A 26,405-nucleotide genomic window follows, 5' to 3' on the forward strand; every position below is an offset into this window, starting at 1 on the left:
TTGGCTAGAAAGTCTTTCACCTTGACGCCGCTTTTCTGCCTCGCATGTAAACAAAAGGTTCATCGCGGCTTTCTGCGGAAAGCCGTGATGAACCTTAAGTAATCATAAATAAACCTTAGATAATAATGGATAAGTCTTAGGTAATAACGATTTATAAATCGACTACGATTGTTTTTGTTACTGTGGCGCCTTGGTCATCGATTATCTTTAGCGTTACTTCATGCTTTCCGTATGAAGGGAAGATAGAAGTGAAGGTGCGACCTCGTTTTACTTTTCCATTTGGAAGCGTCCATTCGGTATCAACAATACGACCATCGCTGTCTGAACTTGTAGACCACATGGTTACCCAGCGTCCCAAGTGGATGTACTTCGCACTTGCTTCCGGTAGGGTGTTCGGAGATTCAACACTCACTACAGAACTGAACGAATCAGTGGCGCCTTTGTCGTCGACAACAGTCAAGCTCACCGTGTAATCACCGGCTTGCTCGTAAGACCAAGTTGGTGCCATTTCGTTGCTTGTTGCACCGTTACCAAAGTCCCATAGGTAACTGGAGATCTCACCGTCTTGATCAGAGCTGAAGTTATGTGTAGAAACGTTCAGGCCAGTAACATTGAGCTCGAAGCTCGCAGTAGGGGTGACGTTGTGTTGGCTTACTTTAGATAAGCGCACCACACCGTATTCGTTGTTGTCACTCTGATTCACAATATCAACGGCTAAGCCAAATTCAGTCAAGATACGTCCTGAATCAGGTGCTTGTGGAGACGAATAATCTTGGTCGTCAGAGAAGCTAGCATTGCCAAGCAAACTGGTATCTTCAAGTACATCATTGTCACTGTTCACAAGACGCATTGGAGTATGATCTTTGAGAGAAAACGCAGCATCACGAACTTGGTAACGAGTTTGAGCGACTTCACCGGACTTCTCCCAAGTCATGGCGTTCTGGTCTGCATCAACCACACCTAACCAACCTTCGCCTGGGTGCTTACCTACCCAGTTATCAGTTAGCGACTCGTCTACGTACCAAATGATCAAGCCCGGATCGAATGAGATCAGTTGACCCATACGTTTAATGTTGGCTAGACCTTCATCAACATCCATGTGGCTGCGCCATTGCAGCAGGTAGTAGTGTTGTGCTTGGAGGAATCCATTACTCAGCTTGTAGCCATTAAGAGCGAAGGTTGAGTTGCTTTCAGCATCGTCTATTGATGTCACTTCACCATCCACGACTACACTGAGGTTATCCAGATAGAAGCCTTCCATTGCCAAGCCACCATCGGTGATGTACTCAAACGAAAGCTCTACTTCTTGGCCTGCCCATTGTGAAACATCGAATTCAGCATCAATCCAACCGCCAGACTCGCCGCCAATAGCAGGTACGAGACCTGTATTGTATGGGTCGTCCATTGAGGTAATGTTACCTGCGATGGCTTGTCCATTAATGAGTACGCGCGCAAAGTCGTAATCTTTTTCAATCTCATACCAAGTTTTGAACGAAAGCAGAGCAGAATCACCAGCTGGAATCACCAACTTGCGAGTCATGCTGTTTTTCAGGTCATCACCTTTTTGAGAGTGGAACGAATACTCACCAGCAAACGGTTTTAAACCTTCGATCTGTTTTTCTGGAAGATCCACTTTAATCATGTTCGGACGGCTGTTATCCGTCGTTTGGAACAGCGTATAAACTTGCGGGTTGTCTTCAAGGTCATCAATCGAGATTTGATCATCGTTAATCCAACGACCGCCAATCGATTTTTGAAGGAAGTGCTTTGCCCAAGAGCTGAATGCCGTTGGTTGTGTGCCACCAATTTTGCCAGCCCAGCTACCCGAAGACATGATTGACCAATAAGATACAGGTTCACCCTTGCCTGTGTATTGAGTGTCGTATTCATCTGGTAGACCCAAATCGTGGCCATATTCATGAGCACAAACACCAGCTGCCGCATCAATCGGTTGAATAGTGTAATCAAATGCCGCGTATTGGCCACCAAAGCGGTCAGGAAGCGAGCTAGAGGTACCTTCAAGCACATGTGTACGACCAAGGTTGAATCGGTGAGACCAAATCGCATCAGGACCTAATACGCCACCACCGGCTTCTTCGCCAACAGATGCGTGGAACACCATCAGGTGATCAATCACGCCATCGGGTTCACGGAAGTTCCCGTCACCGTCGTAATCGTAACGATCTTCGATATCGTAATCGGCTAGGTTGATACTAGGATCCTGAGCCAGTTGATTCAGCGCTTCGCGAACCAATTCTTGTGCATTTAGATCGTTGTCGGTCGTCGGGGAGTTACCACCATAGAAAGATGAAGGTTTCGAGGCGCGATACCAACCCGCGGCTTGACCTGCAACGCTGTAACTATCACCTGATTCGCTTTGGTAATACTGACGCATAGAGATTAGGTTTTCGCCATTTGGCCCTGTGTAGCCAGAATTTGAAAACAGCAATTCTTGATAATGCTCAGGGTTGTAGCTCTCGTACAACATCTGAGTGTGTTCTTCGGTCAGCTTGTTGTCATCCCAGTTCAAATCAGGGAAGTCGACCAGTAGAGCGAGCACCTTGTCTGTACGCTTGGTGTCGACTTCTAAAGCAAAGACACTTGCTTTGTTAACGCCAGATCCTTTTTCTATGGCTTTGAGTATTTTTGCTCGTTGCTCAAGCGCTTTTTTTCCGAATTGTGCATCGCCCTTAAAACCGGAATTGATCTTCTTTTTCAAGTAACGGTCAAGCGCATCCTGCTTTGCCACATCGGTTGTATCTTGGTCGACTAAGCCTTGTCTAATTAGCATTTCAATGAGTTTGTCTTCATTAACAACACCTAAATCAATCGGTGTTTTAGCATAACTGCTGACGCTAAACAGAGTAAGCATTGCTGAGGCCAACAATGTTTTTCTCATTATCTTCATTACATTTCCTTTTTTGTATTTCCATGTCGATATCAGAATCAACTTGCCTTATTCGGAATGGTTGTCCGAGTTTGGCTTAATACACTCTTTTGGTGTTTTAGGTATCTGACGTTTATTAGTTGATTTGTTTTTATTAACCAACTTGTTGGTATCCGCTATCTCATTTGTATTGCCTGTTTCTTGTCTTTTTTTTGAATCAAACTGACGGCTTTTCATTTGCTTCGCGTTGAGATAGATACGTAAAGCTTCATGATTGTCCTCGTAGGTTAAGCCAGGACAAATAACACCTCGTTCAATCAATGACTTAAGCAAAAGTTCATCATTCTCAATGGTGGAAGCCTGTGACAGTGAGGAAAAAAGTAGAACGATTAAAGCCATTGTTTTGTGTGACATTTTATATCAAGCCATCAGTTTTGATTATGTAACAAAATATATTTATAAAATTAGCCGATCAAACAGATAATCATTACAAGTTATTATTCGTTCCGATTTCAACATTAATAGTTAATATCAAATAGTGACTGTTATTTATTTTATTGTCAGTTATTTAGTGGGGTTGGATGCATTAATAGTTGATAGTTTTAATTTTTAATAATGGTGCCGAAGAGATAACTATTATTCTGGAAAGCGCTTTGTGCAAGGTTTGGTATTATAATTGATCGATCAAATTTTTTATTGTCGATGTTTAAAAAATGCATGTAATAATTGAGTGTTTAATAAATATCTAGGTTGAAAATTATTTCTACTCAAATATCAATAATTAGGGTATTGAGAGTGATTTTTAGTGTTTCAATGACGTGAAATATTAACAATAGCGGAGGTGATAGGAGCCCCAATTCGTAAAAAAGAGCCCGTATTTGAGCTCTTTTTCTATTATTTTCGTTGGTGATTTACTTATGATTGAGAGACATCTCGATAAAAGTAACGTTCGCAAGTACTTGAATTTATACGCTTAATGATGTTGGATATTAAAGCGATAACCAGCACTGAGAATACTAACCTTCCCCAAAATATGGTGTAGAAGTCGGCTCCAATAAGCATGATCAACAACGTGTCTTCAATCAAACTGTGGAGCATGTTGAGCAGCATGATTGCGGTGAATACATCCCTCGCGGAGATATGTCCCTTTTTAGCTTCATTGATCAATAAGCCGCCGCCAAACGAAAGACCAAGCGTGATTCCGATGATCGTTAGGTTGGTTGCATCCTTGCTGATTCCTAGCAGCCTCAAGAATGGTCTTAACAATATTGCCATGAGCTTTTCAATGCCGAGAATCTTTAAAACCTTGAGTAGCAGTAATAGAGCTGAAATTACCATGAAGATAACGGCAAAGCTCTTGAGCTGTTCAATAGCCCAACCCAAATAGCTTGTGTCTCCTGATACTTCCGGCTGCCAAAGCACCGTTGCTGGGTAGTTGAGCAAATCTCCGTATTGATAGCTGAGGTTGAGTAGCCATGCCAACACTAAGCTACCACCGACTCGTACCGACAGCGTAGCCAGCCAGTTCACGCCTGCCTTTTTGGCTATTGCTCCCTCAATCGGCAGTGAGTGGGCGAGAAGCATCATGCTGCCTAAAACTGAGGCTTGAGCAACCGTTAATGGAGCATCGGAATTGATCAAAATAATCAGCCCCGCATAGATGTTAGTGAGTATGGTGGTTGCCCATACTAAGCCCATCTCTTTCGGTAAGCCGACGCTTTCCATCATTGGGCTCAGCCATTCGCTAAGAATCACGATGCCGCCGAGTTCTTCAACGACCTTTATCACGATGATAATTGGAATCATGATTCGGAAAAGAGTCGAGGTGACATCGAAAATCTCTCTAAGGAGTTCTTTAAAAAATTGATAGGTTGATTTCATAGTTACGACCATGGTTCGATTGTTTGGTATGAGAAGATCTTAACGTGATTGTTGTGATTAAAATTTCTAAATTGACCTTTAAAGTTTCGATAAATTTTTTAATTATCGTAGTATTAAAAATTACAAGTCAAAAATGTATTGGTTTAAGAAATTATGGTGATTGACCGTATAGATAGAAGCATTCTGGTTGAACTACAAAAAAACAACCGAATCCCTAATCAGACATTGGCTGAGCTGGTTGGGTTATCACCGCCTGCTTGCTTAAAGCGAGTGAAACGGCTGAGAGAAGAGGGCGTGATTGTCGGTGATGTGTCCATCATTAATCCAGAACTGACAGGCAGTAAGATGACTTTGGTCGTATCTGTGGAAATGGAGCGTGACCGAGGGGATATTTACCAAATCTTTCGCCACTCTATTTCAAAGGCAGAAGAGGTCACGCAGTGCTATCAGATATCAGGCAGCTTTGATTTCATGTTGATTGTGACGGTCAAAGACATTCAAGCCTACGAAGGCTTTGTGGAGCGAGTACTACGCAAAGATCTGAATATTCGTAAATTCCATACCTCTGTCTCAATGAGAACCGTGAAATTTACCACTGCAGTAAACTTAGATGAGTCATGACTGTTAGCTTGAGAAGATATGTGAAGTTATTAGCTTTGTGAGGTACTTAGCTAATATTTGTATAAATAGTAGGCATTTACACAAAATGTGACGTTCACATTTTGTCATAACTTTAATAATTGTATATATTCCTCGCCTAAAATAATAATTAACCTAAGTTAATATAATGACTGTCAGCTCATCTACTCAATCTCGTGAAACACTTCTCTGCGAAAACGAACAACTTGTCTCTACCACTAACTTAAAAGGCGTGATTACGTACAGTAATGATGCTTTTTGTCGCATCGCGGAATACAGCCAACAAGAATTGCTAGGGCAACACCACAATATCGTAAGGCATAACGATATGCCGAAAGCCGCCTTTGCTGATATGTGGGTTAACCTAAAGCAAGGTAAAGCTTGGCGTGGCATCGTAAAAAACAAAACTAAATCCGGTGGGTTTTATTGGGTCGATGCTTACGTAACTCCAATTTACGACAATGGTAAGGTGAGTGGCTACCAGTCTGTTCGTGTTAAGCCCAAGAATGAATGGATACAAGTTGCAGACAAGGCTTATCAAAGCCTGTTGAAGGCTGAAAAATCGGGTCGTCAATGGTCATTAAAGATCAGTGACAGTGTTCGTTACGCGGTTTTGTTAGGCTCTTTGACTGCGCCTCTGATTTCAAATCTCATTGAAGTAGGGCAAGTATCCCAATGGCTTCTTAGCTTGCTGCCTGTTTCAGCATTAGCGTTGCTTTTCCGACAAGAGCTGATAGATACTCCACTGCAGTTGAAAAAGCTGCAATCGAAATTCGATAGTGTCAGTCGCCTTGTCTATTCAGGTAATAGTCAGTTCTCCGTTGCCGATTTTCACTTGAAACTATTGTCTGCAAGAATTCGCACCGTATTAGGTCGTATGACAGACTCTGCCAAGCCGTTACAAGATTTGGCTGACAACTTGAATGCCACGTCATTTGAAGTATCAGAAGCTTTAGATCAACAAACAAAAGACATTCTTCAAGTACGAGAGGCGACAGAAGAGGTTGAAGTCACCGCCAATGAGGTCTCTTCTCGCACTGAAGAAGCGCATCAGATTGTTGATGTGACTTTGCAAACCTGTGCTGGTGCTAAAGAGAGTATTAATCAAACTCATCAAAACTTAGAGAGCCTAGCTTCTCAGGCTGAAAAGGCGACTCAAACGACTTACCAACTGAGCGATCAAGCGCAGAGCGTAAGCAAGATAATGGAAGAGATTGGTGGAATCGCCGAACAAACCAACTTGTTGGCCCTGAACGCTGCGATTGAAGCGGCTAGAGCGGGCGAGCAAGGACGAGGCTTTGCCGTTGTTGCCGACGAAGTACGTGCGCTATCGGGTCGTACGTCAAAGGCGACGGTTCAGATCAAAGAGAGTATCGACACCATGCTAGCGACGATTGAAGGCTGGCAAAAGGATATTCTGGCGAACCGAGAGCAAACGGACGCGTGTGGCGATGTTGCGAAGGTGAGTGCAGATCGCTTATCTGAAGTCGAAACTTTAATGCAATCGATGAACGATTTAATGCAGTCGGTTGAAAGTTCTGCTCATAAACAACGTGAGCTGTCGAGTGAAGTCAACCTGCATATGCAGTCTATCGCGTCTACGGCAGAACAAAATTTGGTTGCTACGCATTCAGTGAAAGACCACTCCACAGAGCTAAAAGAACAAGTCAATGAGTTCTACCAACTGGCAAAGCGTTTCGAAGAGAAATAGCCGTTAGATTTAATCCGAATGAGAAATCAGTGATAAAAAAAGCCCCGCATTTTCATGCGGGGCTTTCTGTATGTATCAACCCATTTAAGGGCGAGACAATATATTCAAGATCAAGCTAGAAGCTCTTTCGCTGTGTTTACTACGTTTTCAGTAGTGAAACCGAACATCTTGAATAGCTCACCTGCTGGTGCAGACTCGCCGAACGTTGTCATACCGATGATCTTGCCACCGAAACCAACGTACTTGTACCAGAAGTCAGCGATGCCAGCTTCTACAGCGATACGTGCAGTTACGTCAGATGGAAGTACAGACTCACGGTACTGCGCGTCTTGCTTGTCGAACGCGTCAGTAGCAGGCATAGAAACTACACGTACTTTCTTACCTTCAGCCGTTAGTTCAGCAGCAGCGTTAACCGCTAGTTCAACTTCAGAACCAGTAGCGATAAGGATAAGCTCTGGCTTGCCTTCACAATCTTTCAGGATGTAACCACCCTTAGCTATGTTTGCTACTTGCTCAGCGTCACGATCTTGTTGTGCAAGGTTTTGACGAGAGAAGATAAGTGCAGAAGGACCATCTTTACGCTCGATTGCCAGTTTCCAAGCCACAGCAGACTCAACTTGGTCACATGGACGCCATGTGCTCATGTTTGGCGTTAGACGTAGAGAAGCGATCTGCTCAACTGGTTGGTGGGTTGGACCATCTTCGCCAAGACCGATAGAGTCATGCGTGTAAACTTGGATGTTCTGAGTTTTCATCAGAGCTGCCATACGCATAGCGTTACGAGCGTATTCCATGAACATTAGGAACGTTGCGCCGTAGGGTACGAAACCACCGTGCAGAGCGATACCGTTCATGATAGCCGTCATACCGAATTCACGTACACCGTAGTGGATGTAGTTGCCAGAGAAGTCGTTCGCTTCAAGCGACTTAGAACCAGACCACATAGTCAGGTTAGAAGGTGCAAGGTCAGCAGAGCCGCCCATGAATTCAGGTAGCATAGCACCGAACGCTTCTAGAGCATTTTGAGATGCTTTACGTGATGCGATGTTTGCTGGGTTAGCTTGAAGATCAGCGATAATTGCTGATGCTTTCTCTTCCCACTGTGCAGGAAGATCACCGTTTACGCGGCGTTTGAATTCAGCTGCCAGCTCAGGGTATGCTGCTTTATAAGCTGCAAGTTTCTCGTTCCACGCTGCTTCCTTAGCTGCGCCTGCTTCTTTCGCATCCCACTCTGCGTAAACTTCCGACGGAATTTCAAAAGGACCGTGCTCCCAACCTAGTTGTTTACGAGTTGCTGCGATTTCGTCAGCGCCTAAAGGTGCACCGTGACAGTCGTGCGTACCTGCTTTGTTTGGAGAACCAAATCCGATTACTGTTTTAGTACAGATAAGAGTAGGACGAGGATCCGCTTTAGCCGCTTCAATCGCTGCGTTGATCGCGTCAGAGTCATGACCATCTACCGCTGGGATTACGTGCCAGCCGTATGCTTCAAAACGCTTAGGGGTATCGTCAGAGAACCAACCCTCAACTTCACCATCGATAGAGATGCCGTTGTCATCCCAGAAAGCAACCAGCTTACCAAGACCAAGCGTACCTGCTAGAGAACAGGCTTCGTGAGAAATGCCTTCCATCAGACAACCATCACCCATGAATGCATAAGTGTAGTGGTCTACGATATCGTGGCCTTCTTTGTTGAACTGAGCAGCAAGCGCTTTCTCAGCCATTGCCATACCAACAGCGTTAGTGATGCCTTGACCTAAAGGACCAGTAGTCGTTTCGATACCTGGTGCGTAACCGTACTCTGGGTGACCTGGCGTCTTAGAGTGCAGTTGACGGAAGTTCTTAAGGTCTTCAATTGAAAGCTCGTAACCTGCTAGGTGAAGCAGAGAGTAAATCAGCATTGAGCCGTGGCCGTTAGACAGGATAAAACGGTCGCGGTCAGCCCACTCAGGGTTTGCTGGGTTGTGGTTTAGGTGAGAGCGCCAAAGAACTTCAGCGATGTCAGCCATACCCATAGGTGCGCCTGGGTGACCAGAGTTTGCTTGTTGAACACCGTCCATGCTTAGAGCACGAATAGCGTTAGCAAGATGCTTTCTAGATTGAGTCATAATTGCTTCCAAATAGAGTTAAAGTTTGAAATAGTAAATTTGATATGAAGAGGGGAACGCAAACGTTCCCCTTTTTTAATTCTTAGTGATTACAGCTTAGCTGCGATCATGTCTTCTAGTTTGCCTTGGTCAACGGCGAAGTTGCGGATGCCTTCAGCTAGCTTCTCTACAGCCATTGGGTCTTGGTTGTGATCCCATAGGAACTCAGCGTGAGTCATTGCAGCAGGACGCTCTTTAGTACCGTTAGAGTCGATTAGCTTCTCTACTACTTCGCCTTCCGCTGCTTCTAGGTCTGCTAGAAGTTGAGGAGCGATAGTTAGACGGTCACAGCCAGCAAGTTCAAGGATCTCGCCGATGTTACGGAAGCTTGCGCCCATAACAACTGTCTTGTAACCGTGCTCTTTGTAGTAGTTGTAGATGTCTGAAACAGAGATTACGCCTGGATCTTCTGAAGCTTCGAAATCACGACCTTCTTTCGCTTTGTACCAGTCCATGATGCGACCAACGAAAGGAGAGATAAGGAATACGCCAGCTTCAGCACAAGCACGTGCTTGAGCGAAAGAGAATAGAAGCGTCAGGTTACAGTTGATGCCTTCTTTCTCTAGGATTTCAGCTGCACGGATGCCTTCCCAAGTAGAAGCCAGTTTGATAAGGATACGGTCGTTAGTGATGCCAGCGTCGTTGTACATTTTGATAAGCTGACGCGCTTTAGCAACGCTGCCTTCCATGTCGTAAGAAAGACGAGCATCTACTTCAGTAGAGATGCGACCAGGTACCACTTTCAGGATTTCTTTACCAATGTTCACGTTAAGCATGTCGCAAGTATCTTGAACTTGTTGTGCTTTGTCTTCGCTTTGAGCTTTAGCGTATTCGATAGAAGCATCGATTAGAGGTGCGTACTCAGCAATTTGAGCGGCTTTAAGAATTAGAGATGGATTAGTTGTTGCATCTTCAGGAGTGTACTTGCTGATAGCTTCAATATCGCCAGTGTCAGCTACAACAGTGGTTAGTTTACGAAGTTGCTCTAATTTATTGCTCATTTTGATCATCCTATGTATCGCAGAAGACCTCTTTAATGGGAGAGGTGCGGGCATTTGCAAGCTAACTAATGAAGTTTCTCAAGGTTGTACCAGTGAATTAAACTTACATTAATTTAAATTTTTCTCCGAACGAACATTTGCACGGAACATATGATCGCTCGATGAGTAAATGATGTAGCCATATTTATCTGATCCAGCGTCAAAGTCAACGGTAAATAGTGCTGTATGGTGACTTCAGTCAAATATATTTCGCTCTAGTAATTATGGGGTATGCAAGCAAACGTTTAACGGTCAAATTGAGCCTAACTAATCAATAGCCCAATCAAGGTTACCATGCTGATCAAATGTTCCTTGCTGTTACATATGTTCGGGGTGTAAGCTTGTTTATCGCTTACTGAACTCTCCTATATTAGGAAGTACAGCAGGTAAAATAATTGTTAAATATTGGTTGAGTGGTATATGAGTAACAATATCCAAGATGTTTCCGAAGAAAACACTGATCTCCTAACTGAAGTAGCGGTTGCCTATTACCAAGATGGGGCAACCCAAGAAGAGATATCTAAAAAATTTTCTATCTCTCGTGCAAAGGTTGGTCGAATGCTCAGACAAGCTCGAGATGAAGGTATTGTTGAAATCACCGTGAAATACCACCCCGTATTTAGCGCGAAAATCGAACAACGTTTGATAGAGCGTTTTGGTGTAAAGCGTGCGCTTGTAGCTTTAGATCAACCGAATGAAGATAAACAAAGACTGCAAGTAGCAGGCTTAGTATCCAACTATCTGACCAGTACCTTGAAAAACGGCATGGTGGTAACGGTTGGACAAGGTCGTAATGTGTCTTCAGTCGCTCACCATACTGGCGTAATCACGCCACGTGACTGTAAGTTTGTATGTGGTATCGGCGGTATTCACCCAAGAGGTGGTATGTTTAATGCCGACCATATATGTAGACAGTTAGCGAAAAAGTACGGCGGTTCATCAGAAACGCTATACGCGCCTGCTTATGCGGAGAATAAAGCGCAAAAAACAGCATTCATGGAAAACAGCACCGTTAAGCAAACACTCGATCTAGCCCGAAAGGCTGATGTTGCTTTAGTCGGTATCGGAGATATGAGCGAAAACAGCTACATGGTTGACTTAGGTTGGTTTACTGCGGGTGAGGTGGTTCAGTCGCGTTTACTACAGGGTGTGGTAGGGGACTTTGCTGGCTATGACTTTTTTGATGTATACGGTAAAGCGGCAAACACGGTAATGAGTGACCGAGTCATTGGCTTAGGCTTAGAAGAGTTTCGCCCAATAGCGGAAGTCATAGCCATCGCAGCCGAAAACAGTAAACCACTCGCTTTGTTAGGTGCACTAAGAACGGGCGTGGTAGACGTGATTGCGACCAGTGTAAGCAATGCTTTGACCGTACTTAACTTAGATGAACAGATGAAATAGGAGCAAATAACCTGTTTGTATTTTGTATTTATTTTCTGAAGTCATCAAAAAGTCTATTTAATTAATCTATGAGTAGAACGCTAATTTTTTAATGATGCTACTCATTTTTAATATAATTTATTTGGTCATAAAATATTTTTATAATCAAGTAAGGTATAACTAATATTTATAGGTTTAGTCAGAAATTTAATTGGTTAATATAATGGCCCATTGATAAAGTCACGTTTCATTTAATAACGAATCATCTATTTTAAAGATAATTCGACTAACGAGACTTTTATAATGAGGATTAAATTAATTTGTACACTTATTACGGTAGTCATTGCCGTTTGTTCTGTACAAGCGACTACTTTACCAGCGCCTACTTGGCATATGATGACCTTTATTGATGGCAGTACGAAAGAGCTGCGCTTGATGGGGTCACAACATATGTTTTGGTATCAAGACCATGATGGACACCTTTATGTTCAGGACCCAGATAATCAATGGTATTTTGCGAAATATGTAGTAAGTGATAATGGGGTAGGCAGGGTTATTTCAACGGGTGTACTGGCTTCGAGTGATGCTGAGATACCCATTGAATCAAACATCAAAAATTTGAAAATCGATCCAATACACATCAATGAATCTTTCGATTCGCCGGCTGCAAACCATAAAAGATTTACTCCAAGACAAAGTCAACGATCATCCATATACAGCACTTCAAATAAAAAGATCACCGAGCAGGCCTTATTGGTTGTACAAGTCAGTTTCTTAGACGAACAGATAGAAAATGATTTTCAGTCGACGATATTTGGTGAGAGCCAACAAAGTGTTCAAGATTACTTTCTTAAAAATAGTTATGGGAATTATAAAGTTGTTCCGGCCAAAGAAAACCAAGGAACAAAAAATGATGGTGTTATTGATGTCACTCTGGGTATAGATCATCCTAACTGTCATTCTAAGTCTGAAAGTAATTGCCAAAGTAAACTCAATAATGTGTTCACAAAGGCTTATGAAGCACTAGACGTTGACTTTAACCTTTCTCAATACGACTACAATAATGACGGTAGTATTGACCCGCAAGAACTGTCCGTCATGTTCGTCTTTGCGGGTAATGACAAATCAAGTGGTACACGCAAAACTCCTACGATTTGGCCGCATAAATTTGCCCACAGAACTGTCGAGATAGACGGGAAGCGCATTAGCGCGTACTGCCTCTTCGCAGATTATCAAGATGATCATCAGTCGACTATGGGGGTTATTGCACACGAGCTTGGACATCTGATGTTAGGCCTGCCAGATTTATATTCTTACAAGCATAATGGTTCAATTGGGCATTGGGGTCTAATGGGAGGTGGAAGTTGGGGGAGTAAACCGAGTGATCAGTATGCTGGAGAAACACCCGTTAATATGTTGGCGTGGAGTAAAGAGGCATCCGGATTTTTAAAGCCGAAAGTACTCTCCAATAACGGTAGTATCGAAATCGACACGATAAAGGGCGAAAGCGTTATTCACCTCGATCCTTACCTCAAGCAATTTGGGCCTCGTGCTTACATTGAAAATAGACGTAAAAATAACTACGACCAAGCGCTTCGTGGCGAAGGCTTGTTAATAACGGCAGTGAATATTGATAACCAATTCAACAGCTCCGGCCCAATGCAAGTGCAGGTATTCCAAGCTGATGGGCAGGGATCGCTTGAGAGTGGATTTTCGTCTGGGGATGATGGTGATGTCTTCCCGGGTAAAGAATCGGTCACCAATCTCTCAGATGACTCTGAACCTTCCTTAACGACGATTACTGCAGGAAGAAAGACGAATATATCGATAACCAATATTGTCAGCGATGCTACCAAAGCTAGTTTTTCTTTATTGGTACCTAATTCAAACAATAAATCGTCTTGGGTAACCTCATTCGGAAGAACTTACCCACGTTACAACGTGGATAGTAATGTTTTAGGTTTTTCTATTGATGTGGTTAACGGCCAACAAGACATAGCAGGGATTCATTTTTACGCGAAAGCAACTAGCATAGCGATGCCTATGTTTTATCGTTTGGTGGAATACCCATATCAGTCAAGATTCGGCAATGCAGTTATTGACGAGAACGCCGCTCGATTGTTACACCGAGGCGTTGCTCAGCAAGGTGGCGGACAAATCATTTTTGACGAGAAAATTAAGCTTGGTTTAGGCCCTAAGTTAATTGTCTTAGAGATTGAAAATGGTACTCCTGAATACTCAACACAGTTTTTAGATGCGTATTTAGGAGACGGACAAAGAAAAAGACAGTTTTCGGGGACCATGTCTGATTACAAAACTCGAGGTTTGAGCCGTGGGTTTGGTCAGAATTTCCCTTTTGCAGTACTTTTTGAACTGCCGACACAAGACAAACCTATTGTTGTTGACGATAAGATATCGACCGATGAAGACATCCCTTTTATGCTCAATCTGTTGGCGAATGATATCAATCTACCGAAGCCTAATAATTATGTTGTAGAACTAGGGAAGAAGCCGACTAAAGGGGTGATAAAAGATGGAACTTACTTTCCGCTGTCTGACCAGTTTGGTCCTGACAGTTTTACATACCGTTTGGTAGGTCGACTTGGGGACAAGACGGACTTTGCTCATGTCGAAGTTGATATTAATCCAGTGAATGATGCCCCGAAGTTTACTCTAGATCGGCTAGACGCAAAGTCTGAGTCTGGTGAAGCCGTAATATTCACAGTAACTAATATTATTGATGTCGATTCTTCGGAGCATCAAATCACTTGGTCTCAAGTTCAAGGTCCGAGGTTGCCGTTGAGTGATTCACAATCTAAATCCATCAAAGTCACAATCCCTAGTGATGCTGTAGAAGGAGAGCAATACAAGTTTGCTGTTCTAGTGCAAGATTCGTTAGGAGGTTACGCAAAGCAGTCTGTAGTGATAGATGTGCGAAAAAAGCAAGTATCATTATTGGGCACTAAATCGCTACAAGTACAATATGGCGATGAAATCGATCTGATTCCTAATATTAACGGAGAAGTCGACACATTAATTATTTTGGACTCTCCGCGTAACGGTATTGCAAGAATTGTCGATAATAAGGTTATTTATAATGCACCTTCTCCACGTAAGTTGGCCTTATATGACAGTATTAAATATAGGGTTTTATCTGCTGATGGCGGTGAGTGGATAGGCTCATTTGATATCGAAGTTTTACCGAATGTTTCGAATGAATCATCGGTACCATTAACTGAAAGTGGCTCGTCAGGAGGCAGTTCCTCACTACCTCTTATTTTTATATTGTTTTTGCTCCTTCGGTTACGCCAGAAACGATAGAATGAAGTGAAATGGAAGAGCTATATTTATAGCTCTTTTTTATTTGCCCACACATAAGCCAACTCAAAGATTGGAATGATCTGTCGCATTTCTGATTCTAGAGTTACATTAATAGGTGTTTAGTTTCATTTTAGTGCAACATTGATCACAAAAATGGACAGCCGTTCTGTTGAATGACTTTTGAGCTTTAGCCTTATAAATGATGAATATTTACATAAATTTCAACGATTTTCGGTAAACAAAAGGTGGTGAGTGCATAGGTTTTGGTTATAATTGTGTTGACTATCATTTATCCGGAGAAGGTGTTGTGTAAGGAACTTGGTACGTGAATGACACACGAAAGATGATGTTTGTAAACGCACATAAGGATTTGTGAATTAGTTGTGGTCGCGATAAATATATTTATTTGTATAGGTACATATAAACATTATTTATGGGTATATAAATAATGTTTTTTTGTATCTGTATGACACTATTGTTACTTTTACGCTGATTTTTAATAAGAACAATTAATAAAAGAACGCAACATCGGGGTAGTTTGCACCATGAAAAACGTCAACAGGTCTATCGACGTCAAATATTTAAGAACATTTTCACACGTTGCTAAGCACAAAAGTTTTACTGTGGCTGCTGAGTCTTTATTTATGACACAGCCTGCGGTATCTCAACATATTAAAAAGATCGAAAATACAATCGGGGCGAGTATTTTTGATAGAAAAAAAGGGTTTTTACTTACTAAGCACGGGAAAGTATTGCTCGATTACGCAGACCAAACAATGTCCATGTACGAAAGATTGTTTGAAGATTTGGAAAAGGTGGAGTTACGAGATCAATTCAATATAGCGATTTCCGAATCATTTTGCTTCGATATGGTTGAACGTGTGATTAATGAATTTAGAATGTTGAACAATATAGATTTATCCATAAACAGTTTTACTAAGTCTTCTTTATTGGACTCGTCTCGCTACGATTTAATATTCACGATGGGTAGAATTTCACAAGAGAATGGAAAATCCTATCAATTAAAGACCGTGAATTATGTTATCGCGCTTTCGAATACACTTGACCCACACGAGTGTTATCCACAAAGAGTCGTTTTCTGTAGTTCGCTTCCCAAGTCTTATGTACAAGAGATACTTAATGATTATAACATTGATTCAACTCATGTAGCGAGTTGGGTTAAAACGAGCTCGTGCCAGTTTCTAAAAAATGAACTGGAAACGAACGGAACTATTCTAATTTTCCCTGAGTGGTCAGTGTGCAATATTAATTGTAAGGTTATACCATTACGTCAAAAAGTGAATATGTATGTCTGGTGTAGTAATGAGGTTTCACAGGAGTTAGAGGAATTAGGAATGAAAGATAAAATTAAGCAGTTGTTTCAAATTAGTGATATCTCTACGCCTGTATTAGAGCATAATATTATGTGACTAGTTCGATAGTATGGATACTGTACTAAAAAAGAAACAGCTTAAAGCAATAGGTATTCCGTAAGGTATGCCTTTTGCAAAGATAGGTAACCCCCTTATCTTTCCAACTATGTACATCGTGAAAGCCAAAAATCCTCCAAGAAAACCAATAAGAATCAATGTTGCTGTAACTAATTCGGGTTGTATACCAATGATTAAGGAACAAAGTAACTTCACATCTCCTGCGCCTATCACTCTTAGATACCAAAGTATAAAAAATACCACGAAGCAGAGAACCGCTATGGGTAACGATGACATCAAGTAATCGTTATGTAACGCGACGAGCAAACTAAATGCTAAAGCTATTTTATTGAGGTTATTTGGTATTTTTCTATTTGTTCCATCAGAAAAACATACGTAAATTGCTATTAAAAAGTTTACAAAAATTAAGGTGGAGTAAGTTAATAAATCTATATTCATAAATATAGATTATAGGCAAACATTAGCAATATCAACATAATTTGGATTTATAATTATTATGTCGACATAAAAATATCTTATATTGTTGAGATAATTTTATGTTATGCGATCATAATAATTATTAATTGGATGTGTATTTTTTTATAGGGTAAATTTTACTCGCAATTTCAATTAGACCAATGGTCAATATACTTTTTATAGGATTATTATGTATTACAAAACTCTAGCAAAACTAGCTGAACTAAAAATGAAGTTCGAAGATGATATTCGCGGAGTTACTGCCGTGGAGTATGCAATTATTGCGGTTGTAATGTCAGCTCTAGTACTTGCCGCGTTTCAAACCGATGCACTTAAAAATGCTATCACTGGTGCGTTAACTAAGGTGACAACCAACTTGACCACTGCTACTACAGGCAAATAATTAGCCACTAAAAATCATATATTAAGGGGCTTAGGCCCCTATTTTAGGCTTAATATGAACAGAATTATCATTCTCCTTCTTATTGCTGTTTCTATTTTCTCTACATTGATTTATATCAATGTTAACTATATTTTAGTAGATGAAGAACCGCAGGAAGTACAGCAAAAAGAAGAACCTAAGGCCAGTGTTTTAGTCACTCAGAAAGCGATTAAACGTTCCCAACCGTTAACACCTAATTTCTATGACAAGAAATTTGTCCATATATCTGACTTAGATGGTTCCTACTATACGTTAGAAGACGATCTTATTGTTGAACCTGGCGCTCTATTTAAAGAAGACATCGCCGAAGGCACATACTTAACACAAGATATGATCTCCAACCCTGGAGACCGCGATTATATGTATTTGTCACTAAATGACGGTGAATTACCTTATTTTTATGAAGTAACCGGTATTGGAGTGGTACAAACCGCAACGCTTACCCCTGGTGACAAAGTGAGCTTCGTTTCCACAACTTCTTCAAAATCAAACCTCGTTGAGAATGGATATGGTGATATCGGTGATCTCGTTAGCCGAGTGATTATTAGTGGAGCTCGCGTGCTGCATGTAATAAAAGGCAGTGAAGAAACTGACTCTGAAGATGCCGAAGATAAAAAATACAGTTTAGTTATTGCATTAAATATGCGCAGTGTTTTGAAACTCGAAATGGCTCAAAAAATCGGTGATGTGAATATCATTCCATCAGAAATCGAGAATCGCTATTTATCTATTCGCAGCAGTGACCTTTTAGAAACTCAGTTCGGTGTTAGAGAATTACGTGGTAAGGAATAACATGACTTTAAAGAACAAAAATATAGCCTTGCTATTGTGCGGGATTCTTTCATGCCCATTACTCGCATCAGAATTAATGAACTTGGATCAAGGCGCTGCGAAAACGATTAATTTGAAGCGACAGATATCAACAGTATTTGTTGCGAATCAACAAATAGCTGATTACAAAATTATCGATGAAAATAAGGTTGTGGTTTACGGTGTTGGCCAGGGCACTACTTCAGTGATTGTTTATGATCGAGGTGGAAACGAAATTTACAATGCTGAATTGGTGGTTAACCAAAGTTTAAGGTTGCTGAAGCAAACGCTCATTGCTCGATTCCCTGATGAAAGCGTTGTGGTTTCCAATGTCGGTGATCAAGTGGTCTTAGACGGTATAGTTGGTAGCGAAGAGATCAAACAAAAGATTAATCGACTTGTCGGGGAAATGCTGAAGAAAGATCGTCGCCGTGCAGCTTATGAATTAAAGGATGCAGACGGTGAAGCTGTAGACGAGCTAGAGTACACGGCAAAGTACAATTACGACCAGGTAATTAATAACTTAAAAGTTCTCACCACTGAACAAATTAACGTTAAGCTGACGGTTGCTGAAGTCTCGAGTTCTTTTCTTACTGAGCTAGGTGTTACCTATAGTGATAGTGGTGAGCCGGGTACTTTTGTTAATAAGCTCCTTGATTTTACGGCTCAAGATATCGTTTCTGTTATCTCCGCAAGTGGTGATGACAAAATTGGTCGCGTATTGGCAGAACCAAACCTATCTGTTATTTCGGGCGAACAAGCCAGTTTTCTCGCGGGTGGTGAGATCCCAATTGCGGTGCGAGACGAAGACGGTATTACTATTTCTTATAAAGAGTACGGCGTCAAATTAGCTATGGTTGCTAAGGTTACTGACACGGAAAATATCCGCTTAACCTTGATCCCTGAAGTCAGTTCTATTGATGAATCGAACAAAACTACGACAGGTCTAATTTCTGTGCCTTCTTTGCGCACTCGACGAGCTCAAACGACGGTTCATTTAAAAGACGGTCAAAGCTTTGTCTTGGCAGGGCTATTGACGTCAGAAGAGCGAGAGTCGTTAACCAAGATACCAATTCTGGGGGATATCCCAATTCTTGGGGCTCTATTTAGCCACACTTCCACGAACCGCTCTAAAACAGAGCTGATCATTGTTGCGACTGTCAATCTCGTTGATCCTGTAGAGCAAGAACAAGTTAAGTTACCAAGCTTTAGACGTACCAGTGATCTCGAACGATTGCTAAGAATAGACCTCTCAGATCTCGATGAGCCTGAGTTGGAAGATACAATTAACCAAGGAGGGTTCAATTAATGAGATGGATCGTTATTACTTTAATAGCTTTATTCACTTCTGCGTGTACTCATCTGGATAGTACGAACTCTAGTGTTATTGAACAACTAGAGGAACGCTTTGAATTTGACATGACGACTGATGAAGATTCGATGCCTCGTTCTGTGGCTTTTATTCGAGATCTCAACGTAAGAGAGCCGAAGGCGACGTTTTTGGTTAGATATAAGCCTAATGCGAGTGAGTTTGTCGCGAAGTTAAGCGATCGATTTAAGTCAGAGTCCATCTCGAAAGACAGATATAAAGTCGAGCTTGCCGATCATGACCAAGAAAAAAACATCCTAATCATAGGTCGATATGTCCGAATTAAAAGCAGTGACTGTGGCGTGATGGTGTTCTCTAAAAGGGAGGATTATCAATTTGGCTGTAGTGTCGAACACAATCGTAATATTAGCTTGGTCAATCCAATTAAGAAGGCGAAATAGCAATGGACTTGGATATCTTGTTTCGTAATTCGTCTTCGAAAATGAAGTCGACAGTTGAGGCTACCGATCTCATTGTTTCAGACGATAGCGCCTTAACTGAATCGATTAATGATCTATACGCGATTGAAGGCTTTCCTAAACCACTTGAAGTGACTGATATTGATTTAGATGGTGTTTGGAATCAGTCAAACATTAAGCTCAATCATGTTGTACTTGATCTTCGCAGCGCATCCAACGTTATTGAGCAAGTGTCCGAGATTTCGATTCGCTTAGATGTGGACATATCTTTGCTTGTTCTCTGCGATGTCGACTCTATAAAACTGCGTAACCAAGTCCATTCTCTGGGTGCTACTTATGTCTTGTGGGACTCTGAACTTGATGCGTTACTCGCGGCATTAAAAGCGACACAAGAAGGTGAAAGCACCGTTAAAAAAACGCGAGTAGCTAAACGTATATTAGTGTTAGGAACCAAAGGCGGCATTGGAGTATCTTGCGTAAGTTCTGTTTTAGCACATTCTTTAGCAGAGCAAGCAAATCTAAAGACACTCTTGGTGGATCATGATTCAGGAGCGCTAAACAGCGACATATATATTGGTGTAAAAGGCTTGAAAGCTAAGCACAATAGTATTGATTTAAATCAGATCGATATCGACAGTGCGATAGCGAAAACCTATGTGCATGGCGTTAAAGAGAAACTTGATTATTTGGTTCTAGAGAAGAATGTTGCCTGTCTTTCTGATCACGCCTCTACGTTGTACAACCTTTCGAGTCAACTTATTGATCAGTATAACTTTATTATCGATTCAGCGCCGCTGTCTTGCTACGAGGAGATGCACGATCAGGAGTTATCTGATAAGTATCATCGCATCTTTATTGTTTGCGAACCTTCGGTCTCTTCCTTGCGTTCATACAACTCGTTGAAGAAGAAGATCGGTAAGTCGGAACACCAGGTTATTTTCAACCTGAATAGACCAGCGAAAGACTTCATGGTGACGCTCGCGAGTGCGAAAGAGAGGATTAAAGCTAAAGATAGCATTGATTTTATGTACGAACCGTCACTTGAAAAAATAGTGGTGCAGCAGGGTATCAATGAGCTGCTTAAATCTAAGTCCTCGACTGCCGTTCTGAGTATGGTTGCCACGTTAACAGGCAAGAAAATTAAAACCAAATCACGTTTCAGTTTGTTTAGAAAATGAATCAATTAAAAGAAATTTACATCCAGCTTCGAGATGAAATCTTCGATGCTTTGGACGCCGCGACGCTTGTTGAAATCAGTAATCAAGAGCTAGAAGAACAGCTTAAAGATTCAGTCAATATATTGATCGACAAAAAGCAATTGCAAGTCAGTTCTCTTAAGCGCGTTGACCTAGTTAAAGCATTACTCGATGAGTTGAAAGGTCTTGGTCCGCTGCAAGCTTTGGTCGATAACGATGACATATCGGACATCATGATCAACGGACCTTCTGATATCTTCATTGAAATCAATGGCAAAGTTGAACAGTCTCCGATTCAATTTGTTAACGAGAAACAGCTTAACACTATTGCTAAGCGAATCGCTTCAAATGTAGGTCGTCGTATCGATGAATCTAAGCCGCTTTGTGATGCTCGCTTGATGGACGGCAGTCGTGTCAACATCGTGATACCTCCACTTGCAATCGATGGTACTTCTATCTCTATTCGTAAGTTCAAAGAGCAGAAAATTAAGCTTGAGAACCTCGCAGAGTTTGGTGCTATGTCTGTTGAGATGGCTAAGCTTTTGTCCATTGCGAGCCACTGTAAATGCAACATATTGATCTCTGGTGGTACGGGTTCAGGCAAAACAACGCTACTCAATGCGCTGTCTGGGTTTATTGGTGAAACGGAACGTATTGTTACTATTGAGGATGCCGCTGAGCTACAGCTTCAAAAGCCTCACATCGTAAGGCTGGAAACGCGACAAGCAAGCGTAGAAGGGACAGGAGAAATCACCGCTCGAGATCTTGTGATTAACGCCCTTCGTATGCGTCCTGACAGAATCATTGTGGGTGAGTGTCGTGGTGGAGAAGCCTTTGAGATGCTTCAAGCAATGAACACTGGTCACGATGGCTCGATGTCAACATTACACGCCAATACACCGAGAGATGCTATTGCTCGTACAGAGAGTATGGTGATGATGGCTACCGCCAGCCTGCCAATATCTGCGATACGTAGAACTATCGTCAGCGCAGTCGACCTTATCGTTCAGGTAAAGCGTCTCCATGATGGCAGCCGTAAGGTGATGTATATCTCTGAAATTATTGGTATGGAAGGGGATAGCGTGGTGATGGAGGATATTTTTCGTTACGAAGCTACTTCAAATTTCAAAGATGGGAAAATGGAAGGCGAGTTCCGAACTCCGGGCTTATCCACTCGTTCTGTAATCTATGAACGCGCAAAGTTCTTTGGCTTAGAGCAAGCGGTAAGGGAGATATTTACATGATCTTAATACTGATTGCGTCATGGAGTGCTTTGTTACTCTACTTTCTTATCAATCGCTCTCGCCAAGACAAGAAATTGAGTAGTTTGATTGAAATGGAGGCTGAATTTGAAGGGGTAAAAGGGGTTCGGTCAGTTATCGACTCACAACAGTTTGAAGAAAGCTATAAGGCCAGGCTTAGGAAAAGTTACAAGAAGACAATCAAGGTCTTCCAGCCCAACATGTCTTTAAAACTGATTCTATTTGTTAGTGTATCTGCTTCAGCGGTTTATGCCATCAATGAGTTTTTCTTGCGTCAGGATTACCTAGTTTGCCTGATTATTGTTGAGCCTATTTTGTTCTTCGTTTTTTACAATAAGCTAAAGCAACGGCAGATGGACCGTTTTAAAACTAACTTTCCAGATGCGTTGAATATCTTGAGTGGAGCGATATCTTCAGGTCAAAGTATCATTCATGCGTTCGAGTATGTAGGTAAGCAACTTGATAATGAAGTGGGCGAGGAGTTTAAGTTCATGGCTGAGCGTTTGCTGATTGGCGAAGACCCTGATGATGTTCTTGAGCGTAGTAGCAATACATTCCCTTACTTAGAGTACTTTTTCTTTGCCTCCACGATAAGAATCAACTTAGCTCGAGGTGGTCAGCTCAAAGATGTGATCAACAAAATTAACCGCCTTATGTTCGATTCTAGGGCGGTTGAGAAAAAGAAAAATGCGCTGACCTCAGAAGCTCGTGCATCTGCCAAAATTATCGCTTGTTTACCCGTAATTTTTTTGATCATTTTGAAGTTTACAAGTCCTGAAAACTACAGCTTCGTGATGTTTGAAGAAGCGGGGCAACCCATTTTTTATTACGTTCTAGTAAGTGAGTTGTTAGGCTTCTTTTGCATTTGGCTGATTCTGCGAGGTGTAAATTAATGGGATTTGAAACGGTTTTAGTTTGGGGTGTGATATTTATTATATCGATGGTTCTAGCAACCTATTGCTTACGTATTTGGGATAATACGAGAGCAAATATAGAAACTCGTAAAATAATTGGTTCAACACGCGAAGAGAAAAAAAGAACGGATCTATTCAAGGTTGTTTTGTCTCGGATTAGTTTCAATAAATACGAAACAAAACGAAAGTTAGTCGCAGCAGGCTTTTACAGTGATTTCCTTGCAGATGCCTATTATCTATTAAAAATAATTCCTTTTGGTGTTTGCTTAGTATTAATCGGTTTTGACTTTTATAACGGAGAAACCGAGGTGATTTTCGCTCTGTTATATCTACTAGGGGCTTTATTGGCGTTTATCATTGCACCGGATTCCTATGTGTCAGCTCGCGGTAAAGCCAATATTAAGCACATCAGTTCAAGGTTGCCTTTTTTACTCGACCTTATGAATGTGTGTGTTCATACCGGTATGACAATCGAGTCTAGTTTGGAGTACCTGGCAAAGGAGCTCCACTCGGTAGACAGTAATCTTGCCCATGTTGTCAGAGTCACGGTTGAACGCTCTCGCTTGGTCGGATTGGAAAAGGCATTAGAAGAATTTTACGAGCTTGTACCAACTAGCGAATCTCAAAGTTTTGTCATGACTATGGTGCAGAGCTTACAGTTTGGCTCATCTGTTGGCCCTGTATTAGCAACGTTAGCGACCGATATTCGAGAGCTTAATATGATGGACCTAGAGGAACGGATTGGAAAGATGGGGGCAAAAATGTCTATTCCTTTGATCGCTTTTATCATGGTTCCGATTGTTGTTCTCATCGCAGCCCCAGGTATTTTAAGGATGTTGATGTGATAAGAAAATTTGTATTAGCCATTATTGTTTTGGTTTTACTTTCAGGTTGTACAACCGTTAACAGTCAGCTTGATACCAAAGAGCAATTGCTTATTGGATCGGGCGATTCACAAAAGCTCATTGAGTTTTATAAGTCAAATATACAATCTGACCCTGTATATAAAGTCAAACTTGTTAATTTGTATTTGGATCTTAAAGATATTAAATCGGCAGAGTTATATAGGAATACCTATAGCTCAAGCGATCTTGATGAACCGGATTATATTCTAACCAGTGCTCGAATTTACTATCAGAAAAAGAATTTCGAGCGCGCATTAGAAGAGTTAGACAAGTATAGAGATGAAGGTGGAGCAGAGTATGAGTACCAACTTCTAACAGGAAAAATACTGGCTCAGCAAAAACGATTTGCAGAAGCAATTGAGCATTTTGAGGAAAGCCGAAAACAAGGTGCTTCCGATAGAGAGGCTGGTAACAATATCGCTGTTGTCAAAATAATGCAGTCTGATTATTTAGGTGCGACGGACATTTTATATGATCTCTATCTTTCAAATCCTAATGACCAGAGAGTGAGTTCTAACTTAATCCTATCTTCGGTTAAATCTCAGCGACCGGATATAGCTCTGGAAGTTCTAAAACACTCGAATAGCGATGAGCAAGCTCATAAGCAGTTATCTGCATTAATGAGGTCAATATCTAAAAGCAAAGGGAAGAAGGCCATGACACAGTCAACGATAGAAATGGAACAACAGCTTGTTAGTGCTCAAGCTAATTCTGGGGGCTTTGTAGCACCGACATCGCGAGTCAGTAAGTTGGATACGGCCGCAGAGTTTCAAGCATCTAGACACAGTGTGGATGGTTCTGTTCTGGATCCAAGAAAGTTGAAACCCAATGCAAAACCTATTTATCGAGTGCAAGTCTTAGCGACGTATACGGCGATTCCTTCGGACTTTCTGAACTATCTAAAAACTAACTACGGCTCTGTCTATTCGTATACACATGGCTTGTGGAAGCGCTATTGCATCGGTGATTTCAATGACCTAGACGAAGCTAAGGCTTTCTTAGGTAGCATTGATATAAAAGGGGCATTTGTCGTTGATTACACCAAGAAAAGGTATGTCCGTCTATGAGGTCGTTTAAACGTAAGCAAAAGGGGTCATTAACGGTTGAAGTCGCGATGGGGATTCCGATCTTTCTGGCTATTGTCTTTGGATGGGTTGAGATCTGTATTCTGACTTTCTCCATGAGTATGACTGACCACGCACTAACGACAGCGGTGATGCGAACTAAAAAAGCGGGTGACTCGAGCAGTAATAACTCCATTAACTACGGCCAAATGATCAAAGACGAGTTGAACAAAGCGGGCGGCTCTTTGTGGAGCAACGTAGTCAAAGAGGGGAGTGTGATCGTCCATGTTAACTATTTTCGAGATTACGAAGGCTTTCTGAAATGCACGGATACTTATGCTTCTGCTGATAAGTGCCCAGATAAGAAAGATGAACCGGAAGACATGGCATTGGCTGTTTACGCTTTGGAATACACCTATGATCCGATTGTCTCCATATGGTTCCCAGACATGGCTATCAAGCGGGAAATTATCACTATTCAAGAATATGAAAGATGCTCTTTCAAAATTGGTCAGGGAGCGGGTTGTGCAAGCTAAACAAAAAGGTGCATTTGCAGTTGAATTGGCGATGGTATTGGTCTTTGCGTCAGGGATCTTTGTTGTCGTCGTGAACCATATGCTGGCCATCAATAAAAAAGGACAACTCGACAGAGCTTCTTATTCATTGACCACAATCTTTGCTGAACGAAAACAATTGTTTAATGCCAATTTGGATATTTGTGCGGGCGATTGTCGGAAAACAGAACACAACGCGTTTGTGATTGCTTCTGCTTCGATGAAACGAATGATTCCAAACTTTGATAAAACCAAATTTGGGATGCGTATCGACGAGATAAGGCTTGAGGAAACCGCTTTATCTGGAGGTAAAGTGAATTACCGAAGGGTTCAAAAGACTCTGACTAAAGGGAGCATACACGGATGTGATTTTCCAGACATGAGTGATGTAACCAAAGAAAAAGCGATAGAAATACTCCCTCTGACATCACGAGGCCGCAGGTTACCTATGTATCAGGTTTCTCTCTGTTATGAAATCCCAACTAATTTGATTGGTATCGCTAACGGAGAGGTTTTTCGCCTTGTGAGTACATCTTATTCATTTGCGAGGGTTTAAG

General features: G+C 41.6%; 22 protein-coding genes. 16 read left to right on the top strand and 6 right to left on the bottom strand.

Going from position 1 to position 26,405, the window contains the following annotated elements; translation table 11 throughout:
* Positions 1–151: 151 nt before the first annotated feature.
* The 3 genes from OCV24_RS18025 to OCV24_RS18035 form a co-directional block, all read right to left on the bottom strand.
* The gene (locus OCV24_RS18025; protein WP_150877361.1) at positions 152–2,908 is read right to left on the bottom strand and encodes an immune inhibitor A domain-containing protein; all 2,757 of its coding nucleotides are present in this window, start codon (positions 2,906–2,908) and stop codon (positions 152–154) included.
* Between the two features lie 48 nt (positions 2,909–2,956).
* Positions 2,957–3,301 carry a hypothetical protein gene (locus OCV24_RS18030; RefSeq protein ID WP_150877359.1) on the bottom strand — a complete coding sequence of 115 codons (345 nt, stop codon included), beginning with the start codon at positions 3,299–3,301 and terminating at the stop codon, positions 2,957–2,959.
* Positions 3,302–3,802: 501 nt separating this feature from the next.
* The gene (locus OCV24_RS18035) at positions 3,803–4,768 is read right to left on the bottom strand and encodes a hypothetical protein (RefSeq protein WP_150877357.1); all 966 of its coding nucleotides are present in this window, start codon (positions 4,766–4,768) and stop codon (positions 3,803–3,805) included.
* Positions 4,769–4,921: 153 nt separating this feature from the next.
* Between OCV24_RS18035 and OCV24_RS18040 the strand changes: the two genes are divergently transcribed.
* Both OCV24_RS18040 and OCV24_RS18045 read left to right on the top strand, forming a co-directional pair.
* Positions 4,922–5,389: an Lrp/AsnC family transcriptional regulator gene (locus tag OCV24_RS18040; RefSeq protein ID WP_102508167.1), complete on the top strand. Its 468-nt coding sequence runs from the start codon at positions 4,922–4,924 to the stop codon at positions 5,387–5,389.
* A gap of 166 nt (positions 5,390–5,555) precedes the next feature.
* A complete protein-coding gene (locus OCV24_RS18045) occupies positions 5,556–7,118 on the top strand; it encodes a methyl-accepting chemotaxis protein (protein ID WP_150877355.1) in 1,563 nt (520 codons plus the stop codon).
* A gap of 110 nt (positions 7,119–7,228) precedes the next feature.
* On the opposite strand, the gene tkt is transcribed toward OCV24_RS18045, so the two are convergent.
* Together tkt and tal are read right to left on the bottom strand one after the other, a co-directional pair.
* On the bottom strand, positions 7,229–9,226 hold the full coding sequence (tkt, locus tag OCV24_RS18050) for a transketolase (RefSeq protein WP_150877353.1): 1,998 nt from the start codon (positions 9,224–9,226) through the stop codon (positions 7,229–7,231).
* Between the two features lie 89 nt (positions 9,227–9,315).
* On the bottom strand, positions 9,316–10,266 hold the full coding sequence (tal, locus tag OCV24_RS18055; protein ID WP_017058112.1) for a transaldolase: 951 nt from the start codon (positions 10,264–10,266) through the stop codon (positions 9,316–9,318).
* A gap of 459 nt (positions 10,267–10,725) precedes the next feature.
* On the opposite strand from tal, the gene OCV24_RS18060 reads away from it, so the two are divergent.
* The 3 genes from OCV24_RS18060 (at position 10,726) to OCV24_RS18070 (ending at position 16,436) form a co-directional block, all read left to right on the top strand.
* Complete coding sequence (locus OCV24_RS18060; protein ID WP_150877351.1) at positions 10,726–11,706, top strand: sugar-binding transcriptional regulator; 981 nt, start codon at positions 10,726–10,728, stop codon at positions 11,704–11,706.
* Positions 11,707–11,988: 282 nt separating this feature from the next.
* Complete coding sequence (locus OCV24_RS18065; RefSeq protein ID WP_150877349.1) at positions 11,989–15,006, top strand: M6 family metalloprotease domain-containing protein; 3,018 nt, start codon at positions 11,989–11,991, stop codon at positions 15,004–15,006.
* Between the two features lie 545 nt (positions 15,007–15,551).
* Entirely contained in the window at positions 15,552–16,436 is an 885-nt protein-coding gene (locus tag OCV24_RS18070; protein ID WP_150877347.1) for a LysR family transcriptional regulator, read from the top strand.
* On the opposite strand, the gene OCV24_RS18075 is transcribed toward OCV24_RS18070, so the two are convergent.
* The gene (locus OCV24_RS18075; RefSeq protein WP_150877345.1) at positions 16,437–16,895 is read right to left on the bottom strand and encodes an A24 family peptidase; all 459 of its coding nucleotides are present in this window, start codon (positions 16,893–16,895) and stop codon (positions 16,437–16,439) included. It lies immediately after the preceding gene.
* A 208-nt stretch (positions 16,896–17,103) separates the two neighbouring features.
* Between OCV24_RS18075 and OCV24_RS18080 the strand changes: the two genes are divergently transcribed.
* From OCV24_RS18080 to tadF, 11 genes are read left to right on the top strand one after another with little or no spacing between them, the layout of a single operon-like run.
* The gene (locus OCV24_RS18080; RefSeq protein WP_061032339.1) at positions 17,104–17,316 is read left to right on the top strand and encodes a Flp family type IVb pilin; all 213 of its coding nucleotides are present in this window, start codon (positions 17,104–17,106) and stop codon (positions 17,314–17,316) included.
* Positions 17,317–17,370: 54 nt separating this feature from the next.
* Positions 17,371–18,147: a CpaB family protein gene (locus tag OCV24_RS18085; protein WP_150877343.1), complete on the top strand. Its 777-nt coding sequence runs from the start codon at positions 17,371–17,373 to the stop codon at positions 18,145–18,147.
* 1 nt (position 18,148) lies between these two features.
* Complete coding sequence (locus OCV24_RS18090; RefSeq protein ID WP_150877341.1) at positions 18,149–19,474, top strand: type II and III secretion system protein family protein; 1,326 nt, start codon at positions 18,149–18,151, stop codon at positions 19,472–19,474.
* Positions 19,474–19,935 carry an ATPase gene (locus OCV24_RS18095; protein ID WP_150877339.1) on the top strand — a complete coding sequence of 154 codons (462 nt, stop codon included), beginning with the start codon at positions 19,474–19,476 and terminating at the stop codon, positions 19,933–19,935. The genes OCV24_RS18090 and OCV24_RS18095 overlap by 1 nt, the downstream gene beginning before the upstream one ends.
* Before the next feature lie 2 nt (positions 19,936–19,937).
* The gene (locus OCV24_RS18100) at positions 19,938–21,131 is read left to right on the top strand and encodes an AAA family ATPase (protein WP_150877337.1); all 1,194 of its coding nucleotides are present in this window, start codon (positions 19,938–19,940) and stop codon (positions 21,129–21,131) included.
* Positions 21,128–22,393 carry a CpaF family protein gene (locus tag OCV24_RS18105; protein ID WP_122081094.1) on the top strand — a complete coding sequence of 422 codons (1,266 nt, stop codon included), beginning with the start codon at positions 21,128–21,130 and terminating at the stop codon, positions 22,391–22,393. Before OCV24_RS18100 ends, OCV24_RS18105 begins: the two co-directional genes overlap by 4 nt.
* A complete protein-coding gene (locus OCV24_RS18110; RefSeq protein ID WP_150877335.1) occupies positions 22,390–23,304 on the top strand; it encodes a type II secretion system F family protein in 915 nt (304 codons plus the stop codon). The genes OCV24_RS18105 and OCV24_RS18110 overlap by 4 nt, the downstream gene beginning before the upstream one ends.
* Positions 23,304–24,170, top strand: a complete 867-nt coding sequence (locus OCV24_RS18115) for a type II secretion system F family protein (RefSeq protein ID WP_150877333.1) — start codon at positions 23,304–23,306, stop codon at positions 24,168–24,170. The genes OCV24_RS18110 and OCV24_RS18115 overlap by 1 nt, the downstream gene beginning before the upstream one ends.
* Positions 24,167–25,297: a tetratricopeptide repeat protein gene (locus tag OCV24_RS18120; RefSeq protein ID WP_150877331.1), complete on the top strand. Its 1,131-nt coding sequence runs from the start codon at positions 24,167–24,169 to the stop codon at positions 25,295–25,297. Before OCV24_RS18115 ends, OCV24_RS18120 begins: the two co-directional genes overlap by 4 nt.
* A complete protein-coding gene (locus tag OCV24_RS18125) occupies positions 25,294–25,830 on the top strand; it encodes a TadE/TadG family type IV pilus assembly protein (protein WP_150877329.1) in 537 nt (178 codons plus the stop codon). The genes OCV24_RS18120 and OCV24_RS18125 overlap by 4 nt, the downstream gene beginning before the upstream one ends.
* On the top strand, positions 25,820–26,404 hold the full coding sequence (gene tadF / locus OCV24_RS18130) for a tight adherence pilus pseudopilin TadF (RefSeq protein ID WP_150877327.1): 585 nt from the start codon (positions 25,820–25,822) through the stop codon (positions 26,402–26,404). Before OCV24_RS18125 ends, tadF begins: the two co-directional genes overlap by 11 nt.
* Position 26,405 lies beyond the last annotated feature (1 nt).

The organism is Vibrio kanaloae, from assembly GCF_024347535.1.
GTDB classification, from domain to species: domain Bacteria; phylum Pseudomonadota; class Gammaproteobacteria; order Enterobacterales; family Vibrionaceae; genus Vibrio; species Vibrio kanaloae.

Coding starts and splice junctions, on each gene's coding strand:
- OCV24_RS18025 (WP_150877361.1), bottom strand. CDS start 2,908: ATGAAGATAATGAGAAAAACATTGTTGGCCTCAGCAATGCTTACTCTG.
- OCV24_RS18030 (WP_150877359.1), bottom strand. CDS start 3,301: ATGTCACACAAAACAATGGCTTTAATCGTTCTACTTTTTTCCTCACTG.
- OCV24_RS18125 (WP_150877329.1), top strand. CDS start 25,294: ATGAGGTCGTTTAAACGTAAGCAAAAGGGGTCATTAACGGTTGAAGTC.
- OCV24_RS18065 (WP_150877349.1), top strand. CDS start 11,989: ATGAGGATTAAATTAATTTGTACACTTATTACGGTAGTCATTGCCGTT.
- OCV24_RS18085 (WP_150877343.1), top strand. CDS start 17,371: ATGAACAGAATTATCATTCTCCTTCTTATTGCTGTTTCTATTTTCTCT.
- OCV24_RS18110 (WP_150877335.1), top strand. CDS start 22,390: ATGATCTTAATACTGATTGCGTCATGGAGTGCTTTGTTACTCTACTTT.
- OCV24_RS18100 (WP_150877337.1), top strand. CDS start 19,938: ATGGACTTGGATATCTTGTTTCGTAATTCGTCTTCGAAAATGAAGTCG.
- OCV24_RS18080 (WP_061032339.1), top strand. CDS start 17,104: ATGTATTACAAAACTCTAGCAAAACTAGCTGAACTAAAAATGAAGTTC.
- OCV24_RS18075 (WP_150877345.1), bottom strand. CDS start 16,895: ATGAATATAGATTTATTAACTTACTCCACCTTAATTTTTGTAAACTTT.
- OCV24_RS18060 (WP_150877351.1), top strand. CDS start 10,726: ATGAGTAACAATATCCAAGATGTTTCCGAAGAAAACACTGATCTCCTA.
- OCV24_RS18040 (WP_102508167.1), top strand. CDS start 4,922: ATGGTGATTGACCGTATAGATAGAAGCATTCTGGTTGAACTACAAAAA.
- OCV24_RS18105 (WP_122081094.1), top strand. CDS start 21,128: ATGAATCAATTAAAAGAAATTTACATCCAGCTTCGAGATGAAATCTTC.
- OCV24_RS18035 (WP_150877357.1), bottom strand. CDS start 4,768: ATGAAATCAACCTATCAATTTTTTAAAGAACTCCTTAGAGAGATTTTC.
- tal (WP_017058112.1), bottom strand. CDS start 10,266: ATGAGCAATAAATTAGAGCAACTTCGTAAACTAACCACTGTTGTAGCT.
- OCV24_RS18090 (WP_150877341.1), top strand. CDS start 18,149: ATGACTTTAAAGAACAAAAATATAGCCTTGCTATTGTGCGGGATTCTT.
- tkt (WP_150877353.1), bottom strand. CDS start 9,226: ATGACTCAATCTAGAAAGCATCTTGCTAACGCTATTCGTGCTCTAAGC.
- OCV24_RS18095 (WP_150877339.1), top strand. CDS start 19,474: ATGAGATGGATCGTTATTACTTTAATAGCTTTATTCACTTCTGCGTGT.
- OCV24_RS18045 (WP_150877355.1), top strand. CDS start 5,556: ATGACTGTCAGCTCATCTACTCAATCTCGTGAAACACTTCTCTGCGAA.
- OCV24_RS18115 (WP_150877333.1), top strand. CDS start 23,304: ATGGGATTTGAAACGGTTTTAGTTTGGGGTGTGATATTTATTATATCG.
- OCV24_RS18070 (WP_150877347.1), top strand. CDS start 15,552: ATGAAAAACGTCAACAGGTCTATCGACGTCAAATATTTAAGAACATTT.